The 26,870-nt window shown below is 68.7% G+C and carries 25 protein-coding genes and 1 tRNA gene; 21 read left to right on the top strand and 5 right to left on the bottom strand.

Features of this window, described 5'->3' with window-relative positions:
• Positions 1–45 precede the first annotated feature (45 nt).
• On the top strand, positions 46–4,644 hold the full coding sequence (locus QP045_RS13085) for an NAD-glutamate dehydrogenase (RefSeq protein ID WP_422515431.1): 4,599 nt from the start codon (positions 46–48) through the stop codon (positions 4,642–4,644).
• Between the two features lie 44 nt (positions 4,645–4,688).
• Here the strand turns inward: QP045_RS13085 and QP045_RS13080 are convergent, their stop codons facing one another.
• Genes QP045_RS13080 through QP045_RS13065 form a run of 4 tightly spaced genes read right to left on the bottom strand, consistent with a single transcriptional unit; the run spans position 4,689 to position 8,522 of the window.
• A complete protein-coding gene (locus QP045_RS13080; RefSeq protein ID WP_422515430.1) occupies positions 4,689–4,970 on the bottom strand; it encodes a ribbon-helix-helix domain-containing protein in 282 nt (93 codons plus the stop codon).
• A complete protein-coding gene (gene cobT / locus QP045_RS13075) occupies positions 4,967–6,796 on the bottom strand; it encodes a cobaltochelatase subunit CobT (protein ID WP_422515429.1) in 1,830 nt (609 codons plus the stop codon). The genes QP045_RS13080 and cobT overlap by 4 nt, the downstream gene beginning before the upstream one ends.
• Positions 6,797–7,801, bottom strand: a complete 1,005-nt coding sequence (cobS, locus tag QP045_RS13070; RefSeq protein ID WP_422515428.1) for a cobaltochelatase subunit CobS — start codon at positions 7,799–7,801, stop codon at positions 6,797–6,799.
• Between the two features lie 58 nt (positions 7,802–7,859).
• Entirely contained in the window at positions 7,860–8,522 is a 663-nt protein-coding gene (locus QP045_RS13065; RefSeq protein ID WP_422515427.1) for a winged helix-turn-helix transcriptional regulator, read from the bottom strand.
• Between the two features lie 86 nt (positions 8,523–8,608).
• On the opposite strand from QP045_RS13065, the gene QP045_RS13060 reads away from it, so the two are divergent.
• The 6 genes from QP045_RS13060 to QP045_RS13035 are packed head-to-tail and all read left to right on the top strand — an operon-like array spanning position 8,609 to position 12,288.
• The gene (locus QP045_RS13060) at positions 8,609–9,037 is read left to right on the top strand and encodes a VOC family protein (RefSeq protein WP_422515426.1); all 429 of its coding nucleotides are present in this window, start codon (positions 8,609–8,611) and stop codon (positions 9,035–9,037) included.
• Position 9,038: 1 nt separating this feature from the next.
• On the top strand, positions 9,039–9,782 hold the full coding sequence (locus QP045_RS13055) for a glutathione S-transferase family protein (protein ID WP_422515425.1): 744 nt from the start codon (positions 9,039–9,041) through the stop codon (positions 9,780–9,782).
• Entirely contained in the window at positions 9,779–10,492 is a 714-nt protein-coding gene (locus tag QP045_RS13050; RefSeq protein WP_422515424.1) for a DUF1428 domain-containing protein, read from the top strand. Before QP045_RS13055 ends, QP045_RS13050 begins: the two co-directional genes overlap by 4 nt.
• A 10-nt stretch (positions 10,493–10,502) precedes the next feature.
• Positions 10,503–11,282, top strand: a complete 780-nt coding sequence (locus tag QP045_RS13045) for a VOC family protein (RefSeq protein ID WP_422515423.1) — start codon at positions 10,503–10,505, stop codon at positions 11,280–11,282.
• Positions 11,279–11,773 carry a VOC family protein gene (locus tag QP045_RS13040; protein WP_422515422.1) on the top strand — a complete coding sequence of 165 codons (495 nt, stop codon included), beginning with the start codon at positions 11,279–11,281 and terminating at the stop codon, positions 11,771–11,773. The genes QP045_RS13045 and QP045_RS13040 overlap by 4 nt, the downstream gene beginning before the upstream one ends.
• Entirely contained in the window at positions 11,770–12,288 is a 519-nt protein-coding gene (locus QP045_RS13035; RefSeq protein WP_422515421.1) for an SRPBCC domain-containing protein, read from the top strand. The genes QP045_RS13040 and QP045_RS13035 overlap by 4 nt, the downstream gene beginning before the upstream one ends.
• On the opposite strand, the gene QP045_RS13030 is transcribed toward QP045_RS13035, so the two are convergent.
• Positions 12,255–12,806 (bottom strand): J domain-containing protein, encoded by a 552-nt coding sequence (locus tag QP045_RS13030; protein ID WP_422515420.1) that lies wholly within the window; start codon positions 12,804–12,806, stop codon positions 12,255–12,257. The two genes, QP045_RS13035 and QP045_RS13030, sit on opposite strands and share 34 nt — an antisense overlap.
• Positions 12,807–12,871: 65 nt before the next feature.
• Here QP045_RS13030 and QP045_RS13025 point away from each other — a divergent pair, with 65 nt between their 5' ends.
• From QP045_RS13025 to QP045_RS12960, 14 genes are all read left to right on the top strand, one after another.
• On the top strand, positions 12,872–13,186 hold the full coding sequence (locus QP045_RS13025; protein ID WP_422515419.1) for a BolA family protein: 315 nt from the start codon (positions 12,872–12,874) through the stop codon (positions 13,184–13,186).
• Positions 13,186–13,890: a glutathione S-transferase gene (locus tag QP045_RS13020; protein WP_422515418.1), complete on the top strand. Its 705-nt coding sequence runs from the start codon at positions 13,186–13,188 to the stop codon at positions 13,888–13,890. Before QP045_RS13025 ends, QP045_RS13020 begins: the two co-directional genes overlap by 1 nt.
• A gap of 60 nt (positions 13,891–13,950) precedes the next feature.
• A complete protein-coding gene (gene hisG / locus QP045_RS13015) occupies positions 13,951–14,613 on the top strand; it encodes an ATP phosphoribosyltransferase (protein ID WP_422515417.1) in 663 nt (220 codons plus the stop codon).
• 30 nt (positions 14,614–14,643) lie between these two features.
• On the top strand, positions 14,644–15,930 hold the full coding sequence (gene hisD, locus QP045_RS13010; RefSeq protein ID WP_422515416.1) for a histidinol dehydrogenase: 1,287 nt from the start codon (positions 14,644–14,646) through the stop codon (positions 15,928–15,930).
• Between the two features lie 58 nt (positions 15,931–15,988).
• A complete protein-coding gene (gene nusB / locus QP045_RS13005) occupies positions 15,989–16,465 on the top strand; it encodes a transcription antitermination factor NusB (protein ID WP_422515415.1) in 477 nt (158 codons plus the stop codon).
• A 42-nt stretch (positions 16,466–16,507) separates the two neighbouring features.
• Positions 16,508–17,425 (top strand): thiamine-phosphate kinase, encoded by a 918-nt coding sequence (gene thiL, locus QP045_RS13000; RefSeq protein WP_422515414.1) that lies wholly within the window; start codon positions 16,508–16,510, stop codon positions 17,423–17,425.
• 104 nt (positions 17,426–17,529) lie between these two features.
• Complete coding sequence (locus QP045_RS12995; protein ID WP_422515413.1) at positions 17,530–19,692, top strand: sodium-translocating pyrophosphatase; 2,163 nt, start codon at positions 17,530–17,532, stop codon at positions 19,690–19,692.
• A 158-nt stretch (positions 19,693–19,850) separates the two neighbouring features.
• Positions 19,851–20,069, top strand: coding sequence for a translation initiation factor IF-1 (infA, locus tag QP045_RS12990; protein ID WP_003049127.1), 219 nt, complete (start codon positions 19,851–19,853; stop codon positions 20,067–20,069).
• On the top strand, positions 20,066–20,656 hold the full coding sequence (locus QP045_RS12985; protein WP_422515412.1) for a Maf family protein: 591 nt from the start codon (positions 20,066–20,068) through the stop codon (positions 20,654–20,656). The genes infA and QP045_RS12985 overlap by 4 nt, the downstream gene beginning before the upstream one ends.
• Before the next feature lie 4 nt (positions 20,657–20,660).
• On the top strand, positions 20,661–21,644 hold the full coding sequence (locus QP045_RS12980; RefSeq protein WP_422515411.1) for a ribonuclease: 984 nt from the start codon (positions 20,661–20,663) through the stop codon (positions 21,642–21,644).
• The gene (locus tag QP045_RS12975; protein WP_422515410.1) at positions 21,622–21,822 is read left to right on the top strand and encodes a DNA gyrase inhibitor YacG; all 201 of its coding nucleotides are present in this window, start codon (positions 21,622–21,624) and stop codon (positions 21,820–21,822) included. The genes QP045_RS12980 and QP045_RS12975 overlap by 23 nt, the downstream gene beginning before the upstream one ends.
• A gap of 31 nt (positions 21,823–21,853) precedes the next feature.
• Positions 21,854–21,929: transfer RNA gene (locus tag QP045_RS12970), tRNA-Phe, on the top strand.
• Positions 21,930–22,282: 353 nt separating this feature from the next.
• Positions 22,283–24,052, top strand: a complete 1,770-nt coding sequence (locus QP045_RS12965; RefSeq protein ID WP_422515409.1) for a CocE/NonD family hydrolase — start codon at positions 22,283–22,285, stop codon at positions 24,050–24,052.
• Positions 24,053–24,079: 27 nt separating this feature from the next.
• Positions 24,080–26,836, top strand: coding sequence for a TonB-dependent receptor domain-containing protein (locus tag QP045_RS12960; RefSeq protein ID WP_422515408.1), 2,757 nt, complete (start codon positions 24,080–24,082; stop codon positions 26,834–26,836).
• Positions 26,837–26,870: the final 34 nt, after the last annotated feature.

Below are 26,870 nucleotides of genomic sequence, written 5' to 3'. Positions count from 1 at the left end.
GCGACAAGGGTTGAGCCGGCCGGTGCCCCGGCGCATATCGCCCCGATGACCGAAGAGGATAAGGTGCCGCAGGCCATTGCGGCGAGATTGTTCGAAGGTGCGCTTCCGAGCGAACTCGAAGGGCTGGGAACCGACGAACGGGAGGCAGCGACACGGCTGGTGGCAGATGCCGCCCGGGTACGCCCGCCTGGCACTCCCTCCATCGCAATGGACAGCGTGACCACCGACGGCCGCCGCCGGATGCGGCTGGCCGTCGTCAACGACGACATGCCCTTCCTGGTGGATTCGATCGCAGCGACGATCACCGGCCACAATCTTCCGATCACCCGCATCATCCACCCCGTCCTTCCGGTCCTGCGCGACGAGACGGGTACCATCCAGGCCATCGGCGCAGACGGCGCGCGCGAATCGATGGTCTATATCGAAATGGACCGCGTCGACGCCCGGCTGCGGCGGGAACTCAGCGAAGAGATCGAGAGCAACCTTGCCGATGTGCGCGTTGCCGTCGCCGACTGGCACGCGATGCAGCAGGCCATGCGCGACGACGCCTCCGGAACCGCCGATGCAGAGGCTCGGGCGCTGCTGGAATGGTTCCTGGAACGCAACTTCACGCTGCTGGGCCATATGCGCTGGTTCCCGGGGCAGAGCGACCGCGATTGCCTGGGCATCGCCCGCCGCCCGATCCGGGAACGGATCCTGGCCGAAAGCTCGCGTGAGCGCGCACTCGAGTGCCTGCAGACCGGGCAGCCGCTGCTGCTCCTGAAGTCGAACGCGCTGTCGACGGTCCACCGCCGCGCGCCGCTCGATCTGGTCGTGCTGCCGATCCGCGACGGCGACAAGGTCGTCGGCCTGTCGATCCACGCCGGCCTGTGGACCAGTGCCGCCCTGCACGCAGCGCCTGGCGAGGTGCCGGTCCTGCGCCGCAACCTGGCCGCGCTGGAAGCGCAGTTCGGATTCGACCCCAAGGGCCACGCCGGCAAGGCGCTCGCGCACGCGATGACCGCCCTGCCGCACGATCTCACCACCGCCTTCCCGCCCGAGGCACTGGGAACACTTGCGCTGACGGCCATGTCGGTTGCCGACCGCCCGCGTTCGCGCGTGGCGCTGATCCGCAGCTCGCTTGGCCGGCACCTGTTCGCGTTCGTCTGGCTGCAGCGTGACGATCTCTCGACCGGCCGCCGCACCGCCATCGGCGACCTGCTGTGCGAAGCCGCGAATGCGCGCCTGCTCAACTGGGCGATCGCAGTCGAAGGCGATGCGGCGCTGATCCGCTACATGCTCGACCTGCGCGGCGAAGGACGCATGCCCGACGCCGCCGAGCTCGACCGCCGGGTCGAGCGGATGGTGCGCGGCTGGAGCCCGGCGATCGAGGCCGCACTGGGCGAAGTCGCCCCGGCAGGAACCTCCGCACGGCTGGCGCTGCGCTTCGCCAATGCCTTCCCGATCAACTACCGCAACGTCACCACGCCCGAGGAAGCGGCGCAGGACGTGCTGCGGCTGGGCACGCTCAGCGACAGCGGCAGCCGGTCTGTGCGCATCCTGGGCGCGGACGACGGCATGCTGCGGATCAAGCTCTATCGCCAGGGCGGCGCGCTATCGCTGTCGGATGCGGTGCCGGTGTTCGAGAACTTCGGCTTCCGCGTGGTCGAGGAGATCCCCACGCGGCTGACGGACGAGGCCGATTCTTTCATCCACGACTTTACGGTCGAACTTCCGGGTGCCGCCGGCGCACCGCAGTTCGATGTCGCGGTGGCCGAGGAAGCGATCGCCGCGGTGCTGGAAAACCGCGCCGAGAATGATGCGTTCAACCGCCTGATCGTCGAGGCCGGGCTCGCCCCCTCCTCGGTGGTGCTGTTCCGCGCCTGGTTCCGCTACCTCCGCCAGGCAGGGCTCACCTATCCGCTGGGGACGGTGGTGGACGCGCTGCGGCGCGCGCCAGCCGTCGCCCGGGCGCTGGTCGACCGCTTCGTCGCGATCCACCATCCCGAACAAGCGGACGGGGGCAAGGCCGAGGAGGCCGATGCCGCGATCGAACGCGGGCTCGATGCCGTCTCCGCCATCGACGACGACCGCATCCTGCGCGCGCTGCGTGGGCTGATCGACGCGACGCTCCGCACCAACGCATTCGCGCCCGCCGCCGCCGAAGCGCTGGCGTTCAAGCTCGACAGCGCCAAGGTGCCGGGCCTCCCCAAGCCGCTCCCCTGGCGCGAGATCTTTGTCTATTCGCCGCGGGTGGAGGGTATCCACCTGCGCGCGGGGCCGGTGGCCCGCGGCGGCCTGCGCTGGTCCGACCGGCGCGACGATTTCCGCACCGAAATCCTGGGCCTGATGAAGGCGCAGCGCGTGAAGAATGCGGTAATCGTGCCGACCGGCGCGAAGGGCGGCTTCTATCCCAAGCAGCTTCCCCCGGCGTCTGACCGTGACGCCTGGCTGGCCGAGGGAACGGAAAGCTACCGCATCTTCATCCGCACCCTGCTGTCGATCACCGACAATCTGGTGGAAAACCGGGTCGTCCATCCCGAAGGCGTGACGATCCTCGACGGCGACGACCCCTATTTCGTGGTCGCTGCCGACAAGGGCACGGCCACCTTCTCCGACGTGGCGAATGCCCTCGCGATCGAACGCGGCTTCTGGTTGGGCGATGCCTTCGCCAGCGGCGGCAGCCACGGTTATGACCACAAGGCGATGGGCATCACCGCGCGCGGCGGCTGGGTGTCGGTCCAGCGCCACTTCCTGGAAATGGGCGTCGACGTGCAGTCCGATCCGGTCACCGTCGTCGGTTGCGGCGACATGTCGGGCGACGTGTTCGGCAACGGCATGCTGCTGTCGAAGGCGATCCGGTTGCAGGCGGCGTTCGATCACCGCCACATCTTCCTCGATCCAAGCCCCGATGCGGGGCGCAGCTGGGAGGAACGCCAGCGGCTGTTCAAGCTGCCGCGTTCCAGCTGGGACGATTATGACAAGGCGCTGATCTCCGAAGGCGGCGGCGTCTTCCCGCGCACCGCCAAGACGATCCCGCTCAGCGAGCCGGTGCGCCGGATGTTGGGGATCGAGGATAGGGAGCTCGATCCCACCTCGCTGATCTCCGCCATCCTGCGCGCGCCTGCCGACCTGCTGTGGTTCGGCGGCATCGGCACCTATGTGAAGGCCGAGCATGAAGCGCAGGCGGACGTCGGCGATCCGGCCAACGACCGGGTGCGCGTCAATGCAGAGACGCTGCGGGTCAAGGTGGTGGGCGAAGGTGCGAACCTGGGCGTGACCCAGGCCGCGCGCATCGCCTTTGCCGAGAAGGGCGGCCGCATCAACACCGACTTCATCGACAATTCGGCCGGGGTCGATTGCTCGGACAACGAGGTCAACATCAAGATCGCGCTCAACCGCGAGGTGATCGAGGGGCGGCTCGGGTTCGAGGACCGCAACGTCATCCTTTCGCAGATGACCGACGATGTCGCGCGGCTGGTGCTGGAGGACAATCGACTCCAGACGCTGGCGCTGTCGTTCATGGAGAGCGACGGCGCGGTCGCGGTGCCGAGCTATGTCCGCGTAATCGAGATGCTGGAAAGCGCGGGCCGGCTCGACCGCGCGGTCGAGGGGCTAGCGCCCAACGACGAACTGCTCCGCCGCGCGCAGGAGGGACAGGGCTTCACTCGCCCCGAACTGGCGGTGCTGCTCGCCTCCGCCAAGCTGGCGCTGCAGGACGCGATCGAGACCAACCGGCTGGGCGACCTGCCCGAACTGCTGCCCGAACTGCGCGCCGCCTTCCCCACGGCGATGCAGACCGGGTTCGGCGACGCGATCGAGCACCACCGGCTGCGCGGCGAGATCGTCGCGACCAAGCTCGCGAACCGCATCGTCAACCGGCTGGGCGTGCTCCACCCGTTCGAGCTGGTCGAGGAAGAAGGCGCGGCGATGGGCGACCTCGCGGCGATGTTCGTGGTTGCCGAGCGATTGTTCGACCTGCCGACGCTCTGGAGCCGGATCGAGGAGGCCGACATCAGCGAAGGCGCGCGGCTGGCATTGATCGGCCATGCCGCCGCCGCCACCCGCGTCCAGGTCGCCGACCTGCTGCGTGCGTGCCGTCCGGGCACTCAGCCCGCCGAAGCGATCGCACGGCTGAAGCCCGCGATCGACCGGCTGGACGCCCAGGCGGACTCGCTGCTGCTCACCGAGGCCCGGGCACAGAGCGAGCGCATCCGCGATCGCCTCACCGCAGTCGGTGCGCCCGACGACCTCACCGCCCGGGTGGTGCGCCTGTTCGACCTGGACGGTGCCATTGGTCTCGCCGACCTGGGTGCCGAGCACGGGGTGGACGAGATCGTGCTCGCCCATGCCTTCACCCGCCTGGGCGAAGCGCTGGGGCTGGACTGGGCGCAGGCTGCGTCGGCCCGCATCACCAGCGGCGATCCGTGGGAGCGGCTGCTGATCGCGGGTCTCTCGCGCGACTTCCAGCAGTTGCGGCTCGACTTCCTCACGCGCATCGACGGAAACGATCCGGGCGCTGCCGTAGAGAAGTGGCTGGCCGATCACGCTCCGCGCGTTGCCCAGTTCGCGGCGCTCGTGGCGCGTGCCCGATTGGCTCCGGCCCCGACGCTCGCGATCCTCGCGCAGATCGCGGGCCAGGCCCGGCTTTTGCTGGGTCGGTGACGAGAAGGCAGCGGCGGCCCGACCGGCCGCCGCAGCCTATTCCTTCAAAGGGCCTGCGGCGGGTTCGGGCTCGTGCCCGCCGCGACCTCGCACAACAGCCACGACCGCAGCGCGCTGGCGAGATTGGGCGGGTCCTCTGCCTGGATGCGCGCCACGTCGATGGCGGCGATCAACGCATTGAGCGGCAGGGCGCGCGTTCGCGCCGCCTCTTCCAGCGCCTGCCAGAACTGGGGCTCCAGGCTGATCGACGTCTGGTGTCCGGCAATCGTCACCGATCGCTTGATCGGCCCGACAAAGCCGCCCGCCGGCGGCTCCACCGCGATCACGGCGTGTCGAACAGGGCGGCGAGCTGGTCGATCATCGTGCCGGCAAGCTGCTCGGCATCCATGATCGTGACCGCGCGCGAATACCAGCGCGTGACATCATGGCCGATGCCGATCGCCACCAGCTCGACCGGCGAGCGCCCTTCGATCCAGCCGATCACCTGCCGCAGGTGCTTTTCCAGATAGCTGCCAGAATTCACCGACAGCGTGGAGTCATCGACCGGCGCGCCGTCGGAGATGACCATCAGGACCTTGCGGTCCTCGGGCCGCGCGAGCAGCCGGCTGTGCGCCCACAACAGCGCCTCGCCGTCGATATTCTCCTTGAGCAGCCCTTCGCGCATCATCAGGCCCAGCGCCTTCTTCGCGCGGCGCCAGGGTTCGTCGGCCTGCTTGTAGACGATGTGACGAATGTCGTTGAGGCGGCCCGGATGCGGCGGCCGCCCTGCCGCCAGCCAGGCTTCGCGCGACTGGCCGCCCTTCCAGGCGCGGGTGGTGAAGCCCAGCACCTCGACCTTCACCCCCACCCGCTCCAGCGTGCGGGCGAGAATGTCGGCGCTGATCGCCGCGATCGAGATCGGCCGCCCGCGCATCGAGCCCGAATTGTCGATCAGCAGCGTCACCACCGTGTCGCGGAACTCGGCCTCGCGCTCGATCTTGTACGACAGAGACTGGCCCGGGTTGATCACCACGCGCGCGAGCCGGGCCGCGTCGAGCATCCCCTCTTCCTGGTCGAAGTCCCAGGACCGCGACTGCTGCGCCATCAGCCGCCGTTGCAGGCGGTTGGCAAGCTTGGTGACCACGCCCTGCAACTGGATCAGCTGCTGGTCGAGATAGGCGCGCAGCCGGTCGAGCTCGTCGGAATCGCACAGTTCGGTCGCGTTCACGACCTCGTCGAACGCGGTGGTGAAGGCCTTGTAGTCGAAGTGCGCGGGCTGGTCGGACCAGTTGCGGTTCGGGCGGGTCGGCATCATGCCTTCGCCCTCGTCGCCGGGATCGCCCTCGCCATCCTCGGCGGCGTCGTCGTATTGTTCCTCGCCCTCGCCGCCGGTTTCCTGCTCGCGCTGGTCCTGGCCGCGCGCCTCTACCTCGCCTTCGCCGCCGGACTGCTCCTCGGCTTCCCCCTCGTCGCCCTCGTCCTTGGCTTCTTCCTGGGTGCCTTCCTCGTCCTCGCCGCCTTCGTCGCTGTCCTCGGGCTCGACCTCGCCCTCGACGAGCTCCAGCCCCTCCAGCATGCGGGTCGTGGCGCGCGCGAACGCGCTCTGGTCCTCGATCGAGGCTGCCAGTGCGTCGAGCGCATCGCCCGCGCGCTCCTCGATCCAGCTATGGACCAGCGCCATGCCCGGCGCGACCGAAGCCGGCGGCAGCTTGCCGGTCAGCCGCTCCCGCACCATCAGGCCGACCGCGGTCGACAGCGGCACCTCCGCACGGGTGCGCGCCCGCGCCAGCGGATCGGTGCGCAGCCGCATCGCCAGCGCCTGATCGAGATTGTCGGCGATCCCGGCATAGCCGCGGGAGCCCAGCGCCTCGACCCGGGCCGTCTCCGCTGCGTCGAACACCGCCCGCGCGACCGGATCGGCCGGCGCATTGCGTGCGTGCACGGCATTGTCGTGCAGTCGCATCTTCAACGCGAAGCCGTCGGCAAAGCCGCGCGCTTCCGCGACCTGCTCGGGCGGAAGCGTCCGGGACGGCATCGGCACCTTGATGTGCCGCCCGGATGCAACCGGGGCGTCGGCGGTGAAGCCCAGCTCCACCTCCGCATCGCTTGCCAGCGCCCGCGCGGTCCCGCGCAGGGCATCCCGGAACTGGTCGAGAAGGTTGTCGGTCGTCACTTAGCCCTTCTTCGCCACGCTCTCCGGCAGGTCCTTGCCGAACACGCGCTGGTAATATTCGGCCACCAGCGCGCGCTCCGCCTCGTCGCACTTGTTGAGGAACGACAGGCGGAAGGCGAAGCCTACGTCCTTGAAGATCAGCGCGTTCTGGGCCCAGGTGATGACGGTGCGCGGGCTCATCACGGTCGAGATATCGCCGTTGATGAAACCGCGACGGGTGAGCTCGGCCACGCGGACCATCTTCTCGACCGTCTCCTTGCCGCCGGGCTGGTCATATTCGCCCGACTTGGCGAGCACGATGTTCGCCTCGACCTCGGCCGGCAGATAGTTGAGCGTCACCACGATGTTCCAGCGGTCCATCTGGCCCTGGTTGATCTGCTGGGTGCCGTGATACAGCCCGCTGGTGTCGCCCAAGCCCACCGTATTGGCGGTGGCGAACAGCCGGAAATAGGGGTTCGGGCGGATCACGCGGTTCTGGTCGAGCAGCGTCAGCTTGCCCTCCGTCTCCAGCACGCGCTGGATCACGAACATCACGTCCGGGCGGCCGGCGTCATATTCGTCGAACACGAGCGCGGTCGGCGTCTGCAGCGCCCAGGGCAGCAGCCCTTCGCGGAACTCGGTGACCTGCTGGCCGTCCTTCAACACGATCGCGTCGCGGCCGATCAGGTCGATACGGCTGATGTGCGCGTCCAGGTTGATGCGGATCGACGGCCAGTTCAGCCGCGCCGCCACCTGCTCGATATGGGTCGATTTGCCGGTGCCGTGATAGCCCTGCACCATCACGCGGCGGTTGTACGCAAAGCCTGCGAGAATCGCGAGCGTGGTGTCCGGGTCGAACACATAGGCGGGGTCGGCGTCCGGCACGCGCTCGTCGGCGACGCTGAACGCGGGCACCTCCATGTCGGTGTCGATGCCGAACACGTCGCGCACCTTCACCATGCGGTCCGGCGCGTCGAGGACGGTGGTCTGGCTGGGGTTGAGCTCGAGGTCTGGGATGCTGGTCATGAATGCCTTTCGTGCCCTTCGCCGGGGCTTGCGCCCGCTTTTGGACGAACGCGGGGCCTTACTCAACGGCGACCTTGTCCGGCAGGGCGAAGAGTGTGACGAACCGCTCCGCGACCGCGCGGTTCCCTTCGATACGGAGCATTTCCGCCGCTTCTGCCGCCGCAAGCGGCATCGGGCCGTAGATCACCGGCAGAAAGGCGGAAGGCGTGCCGGTCAGCACCGCTTCTGCCGCCTCGATCGGGCCGCGCGCGACCTTGAGCTCGCCCTGCTCCAGCTGCGCCGTGAACGTCTCTTCGCCGATGCGGATGCCGACGAGCGCCTGCCAATCGCCCGCCCGCTCACGCACCAGCAGCATCCTGAGCGACAGGAGCAGCGACACGGCCGAAAACGGCAGGCTGGGATCGTGCATCGGCGATCGCAACGCCCAGCGCGCGAGCGCCAGGATGACGGGCTCGCTCTCCCGTCCCCAGGCCGTCAGCTCATAGACCTGGACATTGGCGGGGGACGGCAGCCGGTGGCGCCGGATGATCCCCGACTCCTCCAATGAGGCCAGTCGCTGGCTCAGGATGTTGGCGCTCAGCCCCGGCAGACCGGCGCGCAGCTCCCCGAACCGGCGCGGGCCCAGCAACAGCTCTCGCATGATCAGCAGCGCCCAGCGCTCGCCCACGAACTCCATGCCCAGCGCCGCCCCGCAGGCATCGTCATACCAACGCTTTTCCACCTTAGTTATTTTTTGTGACTTCATAGTTGCCAAAGATAAGTATCGCTCGCATGCTGGTCAAACAACGAATCGCGAGAGGATGTCCCATGCCCCGCAAGATTTTCGTGAACCTGCCGGTTACCGACGTGGCCAGGGCCACCGCCTTCTACGAAGCGATCGGCTTCGAGAAGAACCCGACCTTCTCGAACGAGCAGGGATCCGGGATGGTGTGGTCGGACGCGATCTACGTCATGCTGCTCGCGCGGCCCTTCTATCAGACCTTCACCAGGAAGGAGATCATCGACCCGCGGACGCACAGCGGCGCCCTGCTCGCGCTGTCGTTCGATACGCGAGAGGAGGTCGACGCGATCACGCAGGCGGCCCTCGCCGCCGGGGGTACGGAACTGCACGATCCCGAGGACATGGGCTTCATGTACAGCCGCGCCTTTGAGGATCCCGACGGCCACGGCTGGGGCCCATTCAGCATGGACGAGGCCGCTGCCGCCCAGTCCATGGCACAACCGGCGGAGGCGTGAGATGGCACGCCCGAACGATGCGGAGCCGGCAGGCGGCGGCACGGGCAAGCCCCGCCCCGTTATCACCGCCTATGACTGGGTGCCCGACATGGCGCGCGGGATGGTGCGCGACCTGCCGGTGCGCTGGGCGCTGGAAGAGGCGGGGCGTCCCTACACCGTCCGCTTCCTGCCGCAGGGGAGCCAGAGAGAACCCGCGCACCGCGCGCTGCAGCCCTTCGGGCAGGTTCCCACCTATGAGGATGGCGAGGTCGCGCTGTTCGAATCCGGCGCCATCGTGCTCCATATCGCCGAGTCCACCGACACGCTGCTGCCCGCCGACCCAACGGGCCGCGCGCGGGCGATCAGCTGGATGTTTGCCGCCGCGAACAGCATCGATCCCCTCATCCGCGACTATGGCAACACCGCCGTCTTCGAACAGGGCAAGCCCTGGGCCAAGGCGCGACTGGAAATCGTGTGCGAGAACGCACGCACGCGGCTTAGGGATCTCGCCGCCCGGCTGGGTGACGCCGAGTGGCTCGACGGTGGCTTCTCGGCCGGTGACCTGATGATGGTCTGCACGCTTCGCCAGCTGGGCGGCACCGGGCTGATCGAGGAGCATCCGGCACTCGCCGCCTATGTCGCCCGGGGTGAGGCGCGGCCCGCCTTCCGCCGTGCGCTCGACCCGCAGTTGCAGGGCTTCACCGGAAGCCCGCCGCCGGAGTTCGCGGCATGGCTCGAAAAGCAGCGACAGGGAGAAGACGCATGACCTTCATCCAGGGCTTTGTGGCGGCGGTGCCCACCGCCAACCAGGATGCGTACCGCGACCACGCCGCCGCGGCGCTGCCGCTGTTCAAGGACTTCGGCGCCCGCCGCATGGTCGAAGGCTGGGGCGACGATGTGCCCGTGGGCAAGGTCACGGACTTCCAGGGCGCGGTCCAGGCAAGGGATGACGAAACCGTCGTGTTCAGCTGGGTCGAATATCCCAACCAGGCCACCTACGCCGCGGCGATGGCCGCCATGATGAACGATCCGCGCATGCAGGACATGCCCGAGATGCCGTTCGACGGGAAACGGATGATCTTTGCCGGCTTCGACCCGATCCTGGATGAGGGAAGTGGCGGCACGACCGGCTATGTCGACGGCTTCCTCCTCCCCGTCGCGCCCGAGAAGAAGGACGCCTTTTACGAGATGGCCCACCGGGCAGCCGCGGTCTTCCTGGACCACGGCGCCACGCGCGTGGTCGAGGCGTGGGGCGACGACATTCCCGAGGGCAAGTACACCGACTTCAACCGCGCGGTGAAGGCAACGAACGGCGAGAAGGTCGTGTTTTCCTGGGTCGAATGGCCGTCCAGGGCGGTGCGCGACGCTGGCCAGGAAAGCGTCAGGACCGATCCGCGGATGCAGTCGCCGGGCGAGATGCCGTTCGACGCCATGCGCATGACCTACGGCGGCTTCCGCACCATCCTCGACCAATAGGAGCACCCAAATGCGCAACCCGCACGGCTTTCCGATCTGGTACGAACTGCTCACCCCCGATCCCGACGTCTCGCGGGGTTTTTATGAGGCGGTGATCGGCTGGAGCGTAGGCGCACCCATGTCGTCGGCCCTGGATTACCGGATGCTCGATACGGGCAACGGGCAGGTCGGCGGGATGATGCGCCTGTCGCCCGTGATGGAGGAAGGGGGCGCCCGCCCCGGCTGGCTGTTCTACATCGGCGTGGACGACGTCGATGCGACGGTCGCGAAGATCCAGGAACTCGGCGGCGGCGTCCAGGTCCCCCCGCAGACGATGGAAGGCATCGGCCGCCTCGCGCTCGTCACCGATCCGCAGGGCCTGCCCTTCTATGTCATGCGTGGCGCCGTGGACGCCGAAAGCCACGCCTGGGAAATGGACGGCCTCGGCAAATGCGGCTGGAACGAGCTGATGTCTGCGGATCAGGCCGGGGCGCTGTCCTTCTACGCCGACGTGTTCGGCTGGACCTACCCCGATCGCATGCCGATGGGCGAGATGGGCGACTATGTCTTTATCGAGTCCGGCGGTCAGACGGTCGGCGCGATCATGCAGCAACCCGCCGGGGCGCCGCCCGCCTGGCAGTTCTACTTCCGGGCTCCCGACATCGACGCATCGGCAGCAGCGGTCACCGCGTCGGGCGGCACCGTCCACATGGGGCCGATGGAGGTTCCGGGCGGCAACCGCATCATCGTCGCCAGCGACCCCCATGGCGCGATGTTCGGCGTCATCGCGAACCCGCGGGAAGCGTCGTGACCTCCACCGCAAAGGTCGTCGCCTGCCTCTGGTACGACGGCTGCGCGGAGGAGGCCGCGCGCTTCTATGTCGACAGCTTCGACGACAGCCGCATCACCGACATCCATCGCGCCCACACCGACTGGCCGGCGGGCAAGGCGGGGGACGTGCTGACGGTCAGCTTCACCATCGCCGGCAGCGCCTTTCTCGCCCTCAACGGCGGCGCCGGCCCGGCCTTTACCGATGCGGTCTCCTTCCAGCTCATCACCGAAGATCAGGCGCAGACCGATCGCTACTGGGCGGCGATCACGCGCGACAGCGGCTCGGAGATTGCCTGTTCCTGGTGCCGCGACCGCTGGGGCGTCCGCTGGCAGATCGTCCCGCGCGCGCTGATGGAAGGGATGGCCGACCCCGATCCGGCGGCGGCCGCCCGCGTGATGCAGGCGATGATGGGCATGGTGAAGATCGACATTGCCGCGATCGAGGCGGCACGACGCGGGAGTGCGGGATGAACCACGAACTCGCAATCGACACCTTCCTCGACGCGCCCGTCGCCGCCGTCTGGCGCGCGTGGACCGAGCATCTGGAGCAATGGTGGTGTCCCCCGCCCTGGCGCGCCGAACTCCAGGCGCTGGAACTGCGCCCCGGCGGCCGGTTCGCAGCAACGATGACAGGCCCCGACGGAGCACGCTGCGGCGGAGAAAGCGTGATCCTGGAGGTCGTCGCCGAGCGGCGCGTGGTGTTCACCAACGCGCTCCTTCCCGGTTGGCAGCCGCAGACAGGCGATCCGTTCGCCTTCGTCGGGCGGTTCGAATTCGCCCCGGAGCGGAGCGGCACGCGCTATCGCGCCTCGGCCAGCCACTGGAGTGCCGAAGCGTGCGAACAACATCGAGCGACGGTGGGGTTCGAAGAGGGCTGGCTTGTCATCGCAAAGCAGCTGGAAGAGGTCGCCCGCGGGCTCGCGGGACTGCCGGCCGAGGATGACGCCCTCGATCAGGCGAAGGCGCGCGATCCCTTGAGCTGCTGATAGGCGGCGATCACCTTCTGCAGCGCAGCCTCGTGGCTGCGGTCGCCGCCGTTCCGGTCGGGGTGATAGCGCCGCACCAGTTCGCTATAGCGCCGGCGAAGCGCGGTGCGGTCGCAGTCCACGTCCAGCCCCATCACCTTCAGCGCCGACCGGTCGCCCGGCGTCAGCGGGCGCCCGTCCTTGCGCTCGGCGCGGACATTGGCCCGAAACTTCGCCCCGATCGCGTCGAGGGGGTCCGCGAAATCCGCCCAGCGCGGGCCGCGATCGCCGCCTGCACTGGCAAAGGCACGCGTCTCCCGCTCCCATCCGGCATAGGGCCGCTGGGCGTCGTGAATCTCCTCCACGGTCATGCCGGCGAAATAATTATAGCCTGCGTTGAACTGGCGGACATGGTCCAGGCAGAACCAGCGATATCCCGCCGGCCGCTCGCCACCCTGCGGCGCGCCCTCGAGCGGAGGCGCACGGAACTCGCCCGCCTCATCGCAGCCTGGCGCCTCGCAAGGACGTCCACTTTCCACTCGACCATGAAACCGCGTGTTCGGCCGGTCCTTGCCAATCTTCTCGCGCGCCACGCGACTCCCTCATGCAAACCAACTATATAGGCGCGATGCAGACCACCGCTACCGGCCCCATAGCCTCCGAAATCACCGCGCGCCTTACCGAAGCGCTCGCTCCCACCCACCTCGAGGTGATCAACGACAGCGGTCGCCACGCCGGGCACAGCGGCGACAACGGCACCGGGGAGTCGCACTTTACCGTCGTAGTCGAAAGCCGGGCCTTCGAAGGCCGCTCGCGCGTTGAGCGCCAGCGGCTGGTGAACCGGGCCCTTTCGGACCTGCTCGTCGAACGCGTCCATGCACTGGCGATCCGCGCCCGTGCGCCGGGAGAAGCCGACTGATGCAGTATAACCTCTGGTACTGGCCATCGCTTCAGGGCCGCGGCGAATTCGTGCGGCTCGCGCTCGAAGCGGCCGGTATCGAGTATCGCGACTGCGCGCGCGAACTGGGGGCAGAGGCGCTGATGGCGGACATGGAGCGCTATGCGCGCCCGCCGTTCGCGCCCCCCTATCTGGAATTCGACGGCTTCGTCGTCGCCCACACGGCCAACATCCTCTTCTACCTCGGCGCCCGCCACGATCTGGCGCCCACCAAGGTCGAGGACCGGCTCTGGCTGCACCAGCTCCAGCTCACCATCGCGGACATGGTGGCGGAGGTGCACAACGTCCACCACCCGATCGCGATGGGCGACTATTACGAGGACCAGAAGGCGGAGGCAGCCCGCGCCGCCGCCCAGTTCCGTAGCGAGCGCATCCCCAAGTTCCTCGATCATTTCGAGGCTGCCGCCACCGCCAACGCCGGCGCCTGGGTCATCGACGACTGCTGGACCTATGTCGACACCTCGCTGTTCCAACTGATCGAGGGGCTGCGCTACATGTTCCCGAAGCGGATGGCCGCAGTCGAACAGGATTATCCCGCCCTGCTGAAGATCCATGCCGGGGTGCAGGCGCTGCCGGGCATTGCCGCCTATCTCGCCAGCGACCGCCGCCTGCCCTTCAACGAGGACGGCATCTTCCGGCACTATCCCGAACTGGACGCCGCGTGAGGCAGAGCCATGTGGCGCGAGTTGCGCCCGGCCGGTACGCCAAGTAAAGCCGCGCCGCTCATGACCGATCCGATCATCCTCGCCGTCCCCAAGGGGCGCATCCTCGAAGAGGCGTTGCCGCTGCTCGCGGCCGTCGGCATCGTGCCCGAACCTGCGTTCTCGGACGAAGGCAGCCGCGCGCTGCGCTTTCGCACCAACACGCCCGCCGTGGACCTGATCCGCGTCCGCGCGTTCGACGTCGCGACCTTCGTCGCCCACGGTGCGGCGCAGCTCGGCATCGTCGGCTCCGACGTGCTCGCCGAATTCGAATATTCGGAGCTCTACGCGCCGGTGGACCTGGGCATCGGCCATTGCCGTATCTCGGTGGCGGAGCCCGCCGGGCTTGCCGAACATGACGATCCGCGCGGCTGGAGCCATGTTCGGGTCGCCACCAAATACCCGCACGTCACCCGCCGGCACTTCGAGGCGCGCGGCGTCCAGGCCGAATGCGTGAAGCTCAACGGTGCGATGGAGCTCGCGCCCGTGCTGGGGCTCGCCCCGCGCATCGTCGACCTCGTTTCCTCGGGCCGTACGCTCAAGGAAAACGGGCTGGTCGAGGTGGAAGTGATCGCCGAGGTGAGCTCACGCCTGGTCGCCAACCGTGCCGCGTTCAAGACGCGCCCGGACATCGTGCCGCTGGTCGACAAGTTCCGCCAGGCGGTGGGCGCGCGCGATGCGGCCTGATGCTCTCTCCCGCTCGATGAGGACCCGCGCATGCTGAGGCTCGACGCTACCGACCTCGATTTCGAACGCGACTTTGCCCAGTTGGTCGACGCACGGCGCGAGGCCGATGCGGACGTGGCACGCGATGTTCGCGCCATCCTGGCATCCGTCCGCGACGAAGGCGATGCGGCGCTCGCGGCCTTCACCCGCCGGTTCGACCGCCACGATCCCGAAGTGACCGGCTGGCGCATCGAAAAGGCGGACTGCTTCGCCGCGCTCGAGGGCCTTGCCCCGGACCTGCGCGCCGCGCTCGAACTCGCCCACGACCGCATCGTCGCCTATCACTCCAAACAGCGCCCCGCCGACAGCGACAGCGTCGACGACGCGGGCGTGCGCCTGGGTGCCCGCTGGCGCGCGGTGGAGGCGGCCGGCGTCTATGTGCCCGGTGGCCGCGCCGCCTATCCCTCGTCCGTCCTCATGAACGCGGTGCCCGCCAAGGTCGCCGGCGTCGAGCGGCTGGTGATGGTGACGCCGACCCCGGATGGGGAGGTGAACCCGCTGGTGCTCGCCGCCGCCGCGCTTGCGGGCGTGGACGAGGTGTGGCGCATCGGCGGCGCGCAGGCGATCGCCGCGCTCGCCTATGGCACCGAGCGGATCAAGCCGGTCGACGTCGTCACCGGTCCGGGCAACGCCTGGGTCGCGGAGGCCAAGCGCCAGCTCTACGGCGTCGTCGGCATCGACATGGTCGCCGGCCCGTCCGAAATCGTCGTCGTCGCCGACGGCGCCAATGATCCCGAGTGGATCGCCGCCGACCTGCTCAGCCAGGCGGAGCACGATCCCACCAGCCAGTCGATCCTTTTCACCGACGACGCGCTGTTCGCCGACGCCGTAGCCGACGCGGTCGATCGCCAGATCGCCACGCTCACCACCAAGGCGGTCGCCCGCGACAGCTGGGACGCCAACGGCGCGATCATCATCGTCGAGCGTCTCGATCAGGCGATTCCGCTTGTGGACCGGCTCGCGCCCGAGCACCTCGAACTCGCCGTCGAGAACCCGGAGCCGCTGTTCGACAAGGTGCGCAACGCCGGCTCCGTGTTCCTGGGCCGCCACACGCCGGAGGCGGTGGGCGATTATGTCGCCGGTCCCAACCACGTACTGCCCACCGGGCGGCGCGCGCGCTTCGCTTCAGGCCTGTCGGTGCTCGACTATATGAAGCGCACCAGCTTCCTGGGACTGGACGCGGCCGCGCTCGCCTGCATCGGCCCCGCGGCGGTGACGCTGGCCGAGGCGGAGGGGCTTCCCGCCCACGCCCGCTCGGTCGCGATCCGCCTATCCTGAACTTTCCCGCAGGGGCGCGCATTCCGCATGCGCACCTGCCAACGGACTTTTTGTTACCATGACCACGTCCAATCCCCGCCCCCGTGCCCGCCAGGCCCGCGCCGCCGCCCGCCTTGCCGCCGTCCAGGCCCTCTACCAGCAGGAGATGGAAGGCACGCCGCTGCGCTCGTTGCTGCACGAGTTCCACCAGCATCGCCTGGGCGCGACGATCGAGGGCGTCGAATATGCGGAAGCCGACATCGCCTTTTTCGACGATGTCGTCGGCGGCGTGACCGCGCGGCGGGAGGAGATCGACAGCACGATCACCGCCAAGCTTTCGCAGGGCTGGTCGCTCGACCGCCTCGATAAGCCGATGCGCCAGATCCTGCGCGCCGGCACCTATGAGCTGATCGCCCGCGCCGACGTGCCGACCGCGGCCGTCATCAGCGAATATCTCGACGTCGCCGACGCCTTTTACGACCGTCGCGAAAAGGGCTTCGTCAACGGCCTGCTCGACGCCGTCGCCCGCACCGTCCGCACCGAGTCCGCGGAATAACCATCGCGTGACGCGCTGCGCCGCCTGGGGCAGAGCGTCACCATGACCGAAGCCGAGTTCCTGGCAGAGCTGCGCGCGCTGCCGCTCCACCCCGCCGCGCGGCGGCTGGCCGACGATGCGGCCGTGCTGCCCGCGGGCGACATGCCGGCGACCGTCCTCACCACCGACCTGCTCGTCGAGGGGGTGCATTTCCTGCCCGGGGACCCGGCCGGGGATGTCGCCTGGAAGCTGCTGGCGACCAACCTCTCCGACCTGGCGGCCAAGGGCGCCGCACCGATCGGCGTGCTGCTGGGCTTCCCGCTCGGCGATGACAACTGGGATCGCGCCTTTCTCGCCGGGCTGCGAACCGCCCTTGCGGCGTTCGACTGCCCGCTGCTTGGCGGCGACACGGTGCGCCAGCCTGCGGGCGGGCCCCGCTTCCTCGCGCTGACCGCGCTCGGGCACAGCGTCGCGGCTCCGGCACGCGATGGCGCGCAGGCAGGCGACGGGCTGTGGGTGACCGGCACGATCGGCGACGCCGGTGCCGGCCTTGCGATCGCACGCGGCGCGCAAGGCCCGCAGGCCCTCCTCGACCGCTATCGCCGGCCGAACCCGCGCCTGGCGGAAGGCCGCGCCCTCGCCCCGCATGTCCGCGCCATGATGGACGTATCGGACGGGCTGCTGATCGACGCGAGCCGCATGGCGGCCGCGAGCGGCGTCGGCGTCGCCATCAACCTCGCCGCCATGCCGCGTTCCGCCGACCTGCGCGGCCAAGACGGTGACTCCCAGGCCGCACGGATCGCCGCGGCGACGGCGGGAGACGATTACGAACTCCTGTTCGCGATGCCAGGCGATGCCCTTCCGCCCGTACCGGCGACGCGAGTCGGCAGCTTCGTGAATGGCGCCGGCCTGCACCTCACCGACGCAGGAACGTCCGTCGCATTGCCGCCCCGGCTGGGCTTCGAGCACCACGGCAGCTGAGCGCTCCGGTTCGAACCGGCTTGTGCCGCCGCCGCATGTGCATATGCTGGCCGGCGGGTTAGACCCGACACACGAGCCGGGCGGCCTTCTGACAGGAGGGGCGTATGACGATCGTCTACTTCGCCATGGTCTGCGGCGTCATCGCCGTTCTCTATGGCGCCTTCACCGCCGCGCAGGTGCTGCGCGCATCCCCGGGCGACGCCCGGATGCAGGCGATTGCCGCCGCCATTCAGGAGGGTGCCGGCGCCTATCTCGGCCGCCAGTACAGCGCCGTGGCCGTCGTTGGCGTTGTCGTCGCCATCCTGCTCGTTCCGACCCTCGGGCTTCTCTCCGCCGGCAGCTTCGTGCTCGGCGCGCTGCTCTCGGGGCTCGCCGGCTATGTCGGCATGACCATTTCGGTCCGCGCCAATGTCCGCACCGCAGAGGCTGCACGCCATTCGCTGCAGGGCGGCCTCACCCTCGCCTTCCGGTCGGGTGCGATCACCGGCATGCTGGTCGCCGGGCTCGGGCTGCTCGCGATCGCGATCCTGTTCTGGTACCTCGTCTCGGCCGCCGGCCACGCCCCCAACGACCGGGAGGTGGTGGCCGCGCTCACCGCCCTTGCGTTCGGCGCCTCGCTGATCTCGATCTTCGCGCGGCTGGGTGGCGGCATCTTCACCAAGGCCGCTGACGTCGGCGCCGACCTCGTCGGCAAGGTCGAAGCCGGCATTCCGGAGGACGACCCCCGCAATCCGGCCGTCATCGCGGACAATGTCGGCGACAATGTCGGCGACTGTGCCGGCATGGCCGCCGACCTGTTCGAAACCTATGTCGTCACCCTCGGCCTCACCATGGTGTCGATCGCGCTGCTGGTGCAGGCATCCTCGGCAGAGCTGCTCGCGCTCATGGCCTTGCCGCTGGTGGTGGGCGGCGCCTGCATCCTCGCCTCCATCGCCGGCACCTACATGGTCCGGCTCGGCCGCAGCGGCTCGATCATGGGCGCGCTCTACAAGGGGTTCTGGACCACGGTCGTGCTGGCCGTGCCGCTCATCTACGTCGCCTGTCGCTGGACGCTGGGCGACCTGAACGAGGTGATCGGCGGCGCCGGCTTCCTCGACCCGGTCGACGATGCGCTGACGGTGGAAGGGACGCTCGGCAGCGCGGCCACTGCGGCCACGCACTTCACCGGCATGGACCTCTTCTGGTGCATGATGATCGGGCTCGGCGTCACCGCGCTGCTGGTGTGGATCACCGAATATTACACCAGCACCCGCTATCGCCCCGTCCGGTCGATCGCGCTGGCGTCGGCCACCGGCCACGGCACCAACGTCATCCAGGGGCTGGCGGTCGGGCTTGAGGCGACGGCGCTCCCGACGCTGGTGATCGTGGTGGCGGTGATCGCCTCCTACCAGCTCGCCGGCATCATCGGCGTCGCCTTTGCCGCCACCGCCCTGCTCGCGCTCGCCGGCATGGTCGTCGCGCTCGACGCCTATGGGCCCGTCACCGACAATGCGGGCGGCATCGCGGAGATGGCGGGGCTGCCCGACGATGTCCGCCAGCGCACCGACGCGCTCGACGCGGTCGGCAACACGACCAAGGCGGTGACCAAGGGCTATGCCATCGGCTCGGCCGCGCTCGCCGCGCTGGTGCTGTTCGGCGCCTACACGACCGATCTCAACCACTTCTTCCCGGACCTGGCCGTCGATTTCTCGCTGTCCAATCCGTACGTGATCGTCGGGCTGCTGCTGGGTGCGCTGCTCCCCTATCTGTTCGGCGCGTTCGGCATGACCGCGGTCGGCCGTGCCGCCGGATCGGTGGTGGAGGATGTCCGCCGCCAGTTCCGCGAGAACCCGGGCATCATGGCCGGCACCAGCCGCCCCAACTACGCCCACACCGTCGACATCGTCACCAGGGCCGCCATCCGCGAGATGATCGTGCCCTCGCTGCTGCCGGTGCTGTCGCCCATCGTTGTCTATTTCGTGATCCGGGCAGTGGCGGGCCAGGCCCAGGGCTTTGCGGCGCTGGGGGCGATGCTGCTAGGCGTGATCGTCTCCGGGCTGTTCGTGGCCATCTCGATGACATCGGGCGGCGGTGCCTGGGACAATGCCAAGAAATACATCGAGGACGGCAACTACGGCGGCAAGGGATCGGTCGCGCACATGGCGGCGGTGACCGGCGACACTGTCGGCGATCCCTACAAGGACACCGCCGGCCCGGCGGTGAACCCGATGATCAAGATCACCAACATCGTCGCCCTGCTGCTGCTCGCCGCGCTCGCAGGCGCGTAATCGGGGTTGCCAAGGGTCCACGGCGTGGATTTTGGGCAACAGCCTACCCATTTCGGACCCGTATCGCGTGCGGTGGCCCGTGCCACAGGCGCGCCTGTCTTCCCTTTTTACGGCGCCAGGAGTAAGGCACCGCGACTTTTCAGCCCTGCGAGGATTTTTTGGCAAAAGAAGAGCTTCTGGAGATGCGCGGACAGGTGGTTGAGCTTCTGCCCAACGCCATGTTCCGCGTGCGGCTTGAGAACGACCATGAGATTCTCGGCCACACTGCCGGCAAGATGCGCAAGAACCGCATCCGCGTGCTGGTCGGCGACGAGGTGCTCGTCGAGCTGACCCCGTACGACCTCACCAAGGGCCGCATTACCTACCGCTTCAAGTGAGCCGCGCCCCGCAGACGCTCCGCGTGGTGCTGGCGTCCAGTTCGCCGCGCCGGCAGGACCTGCTTGCCCGGATCGGTGCGCCCGCAGACCGGCTCGCCTCTCCCGACATCGACGAGACGCCGCAGAAGGGCGAAAGCCCGCGCGCCTATGTCGTGCGCCTCGCCCGCGAAAAGGCGCTGGCCGTTCCGCGCGAAGCCGACGAGATCGTGGTTGCCGGCGATACCAGCGTCGCGGTCGGCAAGCGTATCCTGGGCAAGCCCGAGGACGAGGCCGACTTGCGCCGCATGCTGGCGCTGCTCTCCGGCCGCCGCCACCATTGCTACTCCGGCGTCTGCATCGTCGATGCCGACGGCACCGCCCGCGTCCGCCACTCGGACACGGTGGTCGTGTTCAAGCGCCTGAGCGATGCCGAGATCGACCGCTACGTCGCCTGCGGAGAAGGCATGGGTAAGGCCGGCGGCTATGCCATCCAGGGCCTGGCCGAAGCCTTTATCCGCTCCATTTCCGGCAGCCATTCGGGCGTAGTCGGCCTGCCCGTGTTCGAGACGCGCGCGCTGCTGGAAGCCAGCGGCTACCGCTTCGCCTGAGCCGATGCCGGGCTGGATCGTCGAGCGCGGCATCGGGGAGACCCGCGCCGCGCTGGTCGACGGCGACACCATCCTCGAAGCCCATATCGAGCCGGACGACACGCTGCGCGCCGGGACCGTGCTGCCCGCGCGCCTCGCCCGGCGGCTGACCCAGCGCAACGAGGGCATCGCCGTCTGGGACGGGGGCGAAGCCATGCTCGCGCCCCTGCCCCGCGGCGTTCCCGAAGGCGCCGCGGTGCTGGTGGAGATCACCCGGCCCCCGCTCCCCGAACCCGGCAAGCCCAAGCGCGCGCGTGCTCGTCCTGCCTTGGAGGGTGCCGTTCCAGGCGAAGGGCCGGACCTGCTCGAACGCCTGCCCGACGCCCGGCTGCTTGGCCGCTTCGACGCCGACCTGCTGGAGGATGCGGGGTGGTCCACGCTGCTCGAAGAGGCGGTCACCGGGCAAGTGGGGTTCGCGACCGGCAGCCTTACCCTTTCGCTCACGCCCGCGATGACGCTGATCGATGTCGACGGGGAACAGGCCCCCGCCGCACTTGCCGTGGCCGGCGCGGCCGCTGCTGCCCGCGCCATCCGCAGGCTCGATATCGGCGGCTCGATCGGCATCGACCTGCCCGACGCCGGCGACAAGGCCGCGCGCCAGGCCGCCGCTGCCGCGATCGATGCGGCGCTCCCGCAGCCGTTCGAGCGTACCGCCGTCAACGGTTTCGGCTTCGTCCAGATCGTCCGGCGCCGCAGCCGCGTCTCGCTCCCCGAGCTGTTCGCGCTGGAGCCCGTCGCCGCCCATGCGCGCGCGCTGCTCCGCCGCGCCGAGCGCACCGGTGGTGCCGGCGAGCGCACGCTTACCGCCACTCCGGCGCTCGTCGCGTACCTGGCGGCGCGCCCCGCCTGGCTGGCCGAGCTCGAACGCCGGATCGGCGCCCCTGTCGGGTTGCGGGAGGACCCCGCCCTCGCCATATCCGCAGGCCATGTCCAAGCGCACGTCCCGTAACGTCTGCACGCTCTGCGGTGCCCCCGTGGCTGCCGAGCACGCGCCCTTCTGCAGCCAGGGCTGCCGCGACCGCGACCTCCTCAACTGGCTCGGCGAAGGCTACCGCCTGCCCGGCCCGCCGGCCGCCTCCGAAAGAATTTCGCAAGCCGGGCTGGACAGCGAAGAATCCGCCGACTAGTAGGCGCGCTCTGTCCGGCTCAGGACGGAATGCCCGGGTAGCTCAGTTGGTAGAGCATGCGACTGAAAATCGCAGTGTCGGCGGTTCGACCCCGTCCCCGGGCACCATTTCTCCCCCCTTCGCAGCTCCGCAATCGCCGACCCGATCGCGCGCACTGACTGCAGCTACATCGGCCTGATCCTCGCCTGAACTGGCGGCGGACGTTCGTCTCGCGGAGACGCGGACGACGGCCGGGGCCCTCCCTCTCCCCACTCTGCGACAGCGCCAAGTCGCACCGGCGAACAACCTCGTACCGAATGCGGTGCGCGGCGGGATTTCGCGTGCCTTTCTCGCACATCCTCAGTCTTCCGATCCACGCTCTAGTTGTTTTTAAATATAACAGTTGAACAAACGTACTGAGGTAGCTTACACCTATTGAAAGGTGCTCAGAGAAGCGCCGCAAAGGATGAGGAGAGGGCTCGTGGCGATTCGTCGCTTCCCATGCGCATGCCTGGCCGGTGCGGTGCTCGCGGTAGGCGGGTTGTCCAGCGCGGTTGCAGTGGCGCAGAACGACGTCACCGTCTCGGTGAACGAAGACCCCGCCGTCGTCCGCTCCTCCTTCTATCTGCCGGTTCGCGACGGCACTCGCCTGTCGGTGAACGTGTACCGCCCGGCCGAGAACGGTCGGGTCCGCACCGGCCGATATCCGGTGGTCTTCGCCTTCACGCCCTATCGCGCGCGCTATCGCAAGGACGGGGAGGTCGTCGATCTTATCGACTCCACCACCTTTGGCCTGCGCCAGCTGGTCCACGCGGGCTATGTGGTCGCGACCGCAGACGTGCGCGGCAAGGGCGCGTCCTTCGGCGCGCGCCGCGGCTTCCTCGACCAGACCGAGGCGCGGGACGGGTACGACATCATCCAGTGGCTCGCCGCTCAGCCGTACAGCAGCGGCAAGGTGGGGATGACGGGCTGCTCGTATCTGGGCGGCAGCGCGATGCTCGTCGCCGGGACACGCCCGCCAGCACTCAAGGCGGTGTTCGCCGCGGCGACCGACCTCGACAAATATGCGTTCGTCCGGAAAGGCGGCATCACCGCGCAGTTCAACACCCGCCCCGACGAGCCGCCCGAAGTCGATCTCGCAACCGTGCCCGTCGACGCGGATCGCGACGGCAGCCTTCTGAAAGCAGCGGTCGCGGAGCATGCGCGCAACACGCCGATGGCACAGCTGTGGGCCGGCATGCCCCACCGCGATGATGTGTCGCCGCTCACCGGAACCCGCTTCTGGGAGGAGGTCGGTCCCTACACCCACCTCCCCGCGCTGCGCAGTCCCCAGCTCGCCTGGTATCTGTGGAGCAACTGGAACGACGAACCGACCGAACAGATCATCCAGGCGGCGGCCAATCTCCCGGCCAAGATGATCATCGGCCCCGGCAGCCATTGCGAGCCGCCCAAGGTCTTCGACATCGTCGGCGAGCAGCGCCGCTTCTTCGACCGCTATCTGAAGGGGATCGACAACGGCATCGACCGCGAGCCCCGCTACAGCTGGTGGCGCGAACAGGGCGATGGCGGGACGCTGGTGCGGCGGGACACGCTGCCCGGCGCGAAGCTGAAGCGCACCACGCTCTACCTCTCTGCGGCCCCCAATGACGCGCCGGCCGCAGTCGACACCGGGAGCATCGGCACCAGTCCGTCGAAGCCCAGGGCGCTGCCGTTCAAGGTCGACTACGACGTCGCCACCAAGGATTATTTCCAATTCTGGCCGAGCCCGCTGGATGGCAAGGGTCTGACCTTCACGAGCCGGCCGCTCGCGAGCGACGCGGCGATCGAGGGCTATCCCGTCCTCACGGTTCGCGCCGCGATCGATGGCCGCGACGCCAACCTGTTCGGCTATCTCGAGGAGGTCGATCCGGCGGGCAAGGTGACGATGCTCGCCTTTGGCCGCCTGGCGTTCAGCCACCGCAAGACCGCGACGGCTCCCTATGAACGCCTCGGGCTTCCCTATCATTCCGGCCTGAAGGCGGACGTCGCGCCCGCCGTCCCCGGGCAGCCCGCCACCCTGTCCTTCGCCCTGTCACCCCGCGCCTACACGGTCCCCGCCGGCCACCGGCTGCGCGTGACCGTGACGGGTGCCGATCCCCGCCAGCGCAACCTCGCCGAGATTCGCGACTCCCTCGCCAGGACCGTCACCCTGTTCGCCGGGACGCCGTCCCACATCGACATACCGTTCACCACGCCCGTCCGCTTCCGCTGAATTCCAGCGATCTCAAGGACCAGAACCATGCACAGCAAGCTCCGCAGGCACCGCATATTGTTCGCCACGGGCGTGACCCTGGCCGCCCTCGGCTGGGTGGCCCCCGCGGTCGCCCAGACCGCCGATCCGGAAGCCAGCAGCGCGCAACAGGGCACGGCAGATGCACCGGCCCCGGTCCAGAACGACGCCGCCGCGGCAGGTCCGGTCACCATCGGCAGCACAGATGTGCAGGGTAGCGACGTCGTCGTCACCGGCAGCCGCATTCGCGGCGCCGCCCCGGTCGGGTCCACCGTAATCGGGATTGACCGCAAGGCGATCGAAGCCTCCGGCGCCGTCACCACCGACCGGCTGATCAAGGAGATTCCGCAGGTCTTCGATCTCGGCACCTCCGAGAACTCTCGCGGGCAATCCGGCGGCAACAGCAACATCACCTTCGGCAACGCGATCAACATTCGCGGCATCGGCCCGTACGCGACGCTCACCATCCTCGACGGGCACCGCGTTGTGAACAACAGCCGCTCGGTCGACCCTTCGATCATCCCCTCCCTCGGCCTGGAGCGGGTCGAGGTCGTCGCGGACGGCGCTTCGGCCGTCTATGGCTCCGACGCGATCGCCGGCGTGGTGAACCTGATCCCGCGGCGCAGCCTGAACGGCGTCGAGACCATCGCCCGCATGGGCTTTGCCGACAATTTCCACGAGAGCCAGTTCGGCATCGCAGGCGGGCGCACCGGCGACTGGGGCCAGGTCATGGTCGCCTATGAGCATGTCTTCCGCAGCAACCTGTCCGGTGACGACCGCAGCTTCTTCACGAGCGACCAGCGGCGGTTCGGTGGGCGCGATTTCCGCTCCACCCAGTGCAATCCCGGCACATTGACGGTCGGCGGCGCCAATTACGCGATTCCTGCCGGGGGCGTCACACCCGCCACCGCCGGACAGCTGGTGCGCGGCACCGCCAATCTGTGCGAGGGCTTCCGCGGGCAGGACCTGTTCCCGGAGACCAAGTACGACAGCGTGAACGGCACCTTCACGGCGCACATCACCGACTGGCTCGACGCGTTCGGCGACGGCTATTTCTCGAAGCGCAGCTTCCGCCGCCTGAACGGCTATACCGGCGCCACCGTCACCATTCCCACCACCAACGCCTTCTTCGTCCGCCCGCCGGGCACCACCGGCCCGGAGACGGTCCAGATCCGCCTGGACGACCTGCCCAACAACGAGACCACCGGCTTCACCCGCAGCTGGCAGGGCGCCGGTGGCCTCAGGGCCAGCTTCGGCGGCTGGCAGGTGCAGGGCCAGCTGATCTACGGCCGGTCGAACGACACCGCCAACACGCCGAACGGCATCAACACGCCCGCGCTCAACGCGGCGCTTGCCAGCAGCAACCCGGCCACCGCCTTCGATCCCTATGGGCTTGGCCGCACGTCCGCGGCGGTCCTCACCGCGATCAACGATCAGGTCTTCGATGCGCCCACCCTCAACCGCTTCACGGGCGTAGAGGCGAGCATCAACGGCACGCTGTTCACCCTGCCGGGCGGCGGTGTGAAGCTGGCGGCCGGGTACGAGCGGCAGGAGCTTGAAGTCTCGCTGGGGCTGCGTCGCGGCGCCCCCAGCACCGTCGCGACCTACCGCGACTTCGATCGCCAGGTCGACTCCGGCTATGCCGAGGTCCTCGTGCCGCTATTCGGACCGGACAACGCCGTGTCGTTCCTGCGCCGGCTCGAGCTGAGCGCGGCCGTTCGCTACGACAAGTACAGCGACGTCGGCGACACCACCAATCCCAAGTTCGGCGTCAACTGGTCGCCGGCAAGCGGGCTGTTGATCCGCGGCAGCTATGGCACGTCGTTCCGGGCGCCGCTCTTCTCCCAGATCTACGGCAACAGCTCGAACCTGTTCGTCCAGCCCTATGCCGACCCATTGCTGGGCGGCACGATCGTCCAGGGCGTTGCGCTGTCGGGCGGCAACCTCGACCTGCGGCCAGAGGAAGCCAAGACCTGGTCGGCCGGCATCGACTGGGATCCCCTTCCCAATGCGCGGCTCAGCGTCACCTATTGGAACGTCAACTACACCGGCCAGGTCGATACCTACCTCGCCGATCTCGCGATCCTGAGCCGCGAGGCGCAGTTCGCGGGCACCGGCGTCATCCTGCGCGGCCCCGCGGCCGCCGCACGCATCCAGGACCTGCTGGGTCAGGGGATCGCGGTGGCGCGCGGCGTGCTGCCCGCCGATCCCGCGCTGTTCATCGACGGCCGCACCCAGAACCTGGGACGATCCAAGACCAGCGGCATCGACGTGCTCGCCAGCTATTCGCTCGAAACCGCGAACACCGGCACCTTCACGCTGAACGCCAACGCCACCTACCTCACCCGCTACCGCTCGGCGATCACGCCGGCCGGTACGCTCGTCGATCGCCGCAACACGCTGTTCAACCCGCTCACCTTCAAGGGCCGGGCGAGCATCAACTGGAACTATGAAGGCGTGAACACGCGCCTGCTGGTCAACCATGTCGGCGGCTACGACAACAACACCCTGCCCAATGGGGCGGTGCAGAAGGTGGACAGCTTCACCACCGTGGATCTGGGCGTGACCTTCGACATCGGCGATCCCGACGCGACCAGGTTCTTTGACGGCGGCTTCAGCGTCTCGTTCGATGCGCTGAACCTGTTCGATCAGGATCCGCCCTTCCTGGACTTTGCCCCGACGGTGAACGGCAGCGGCGGCTATGACGCGACCGCGGCGAACCCGATCGGGCGGCAGATCGCCGTCACTGTCCGCAAGCGGTTCTGACGTGATGCGGGATGGCGAGTTCGTGGCGCAGCCT

The organism is Sphingomonas sp. 3-13AW, from assembly GCF_049311085.1.
Taxonomy (GTDB): domain Bacteria; phylum Pseudomonadota; class Alphaproteobacteria; order Sphingomonadales; family Sphingomonadaceae; genus Sphingomonas.
This window is presented reverse-complemented; position numbering and strand designations above follow the sequence as displayed.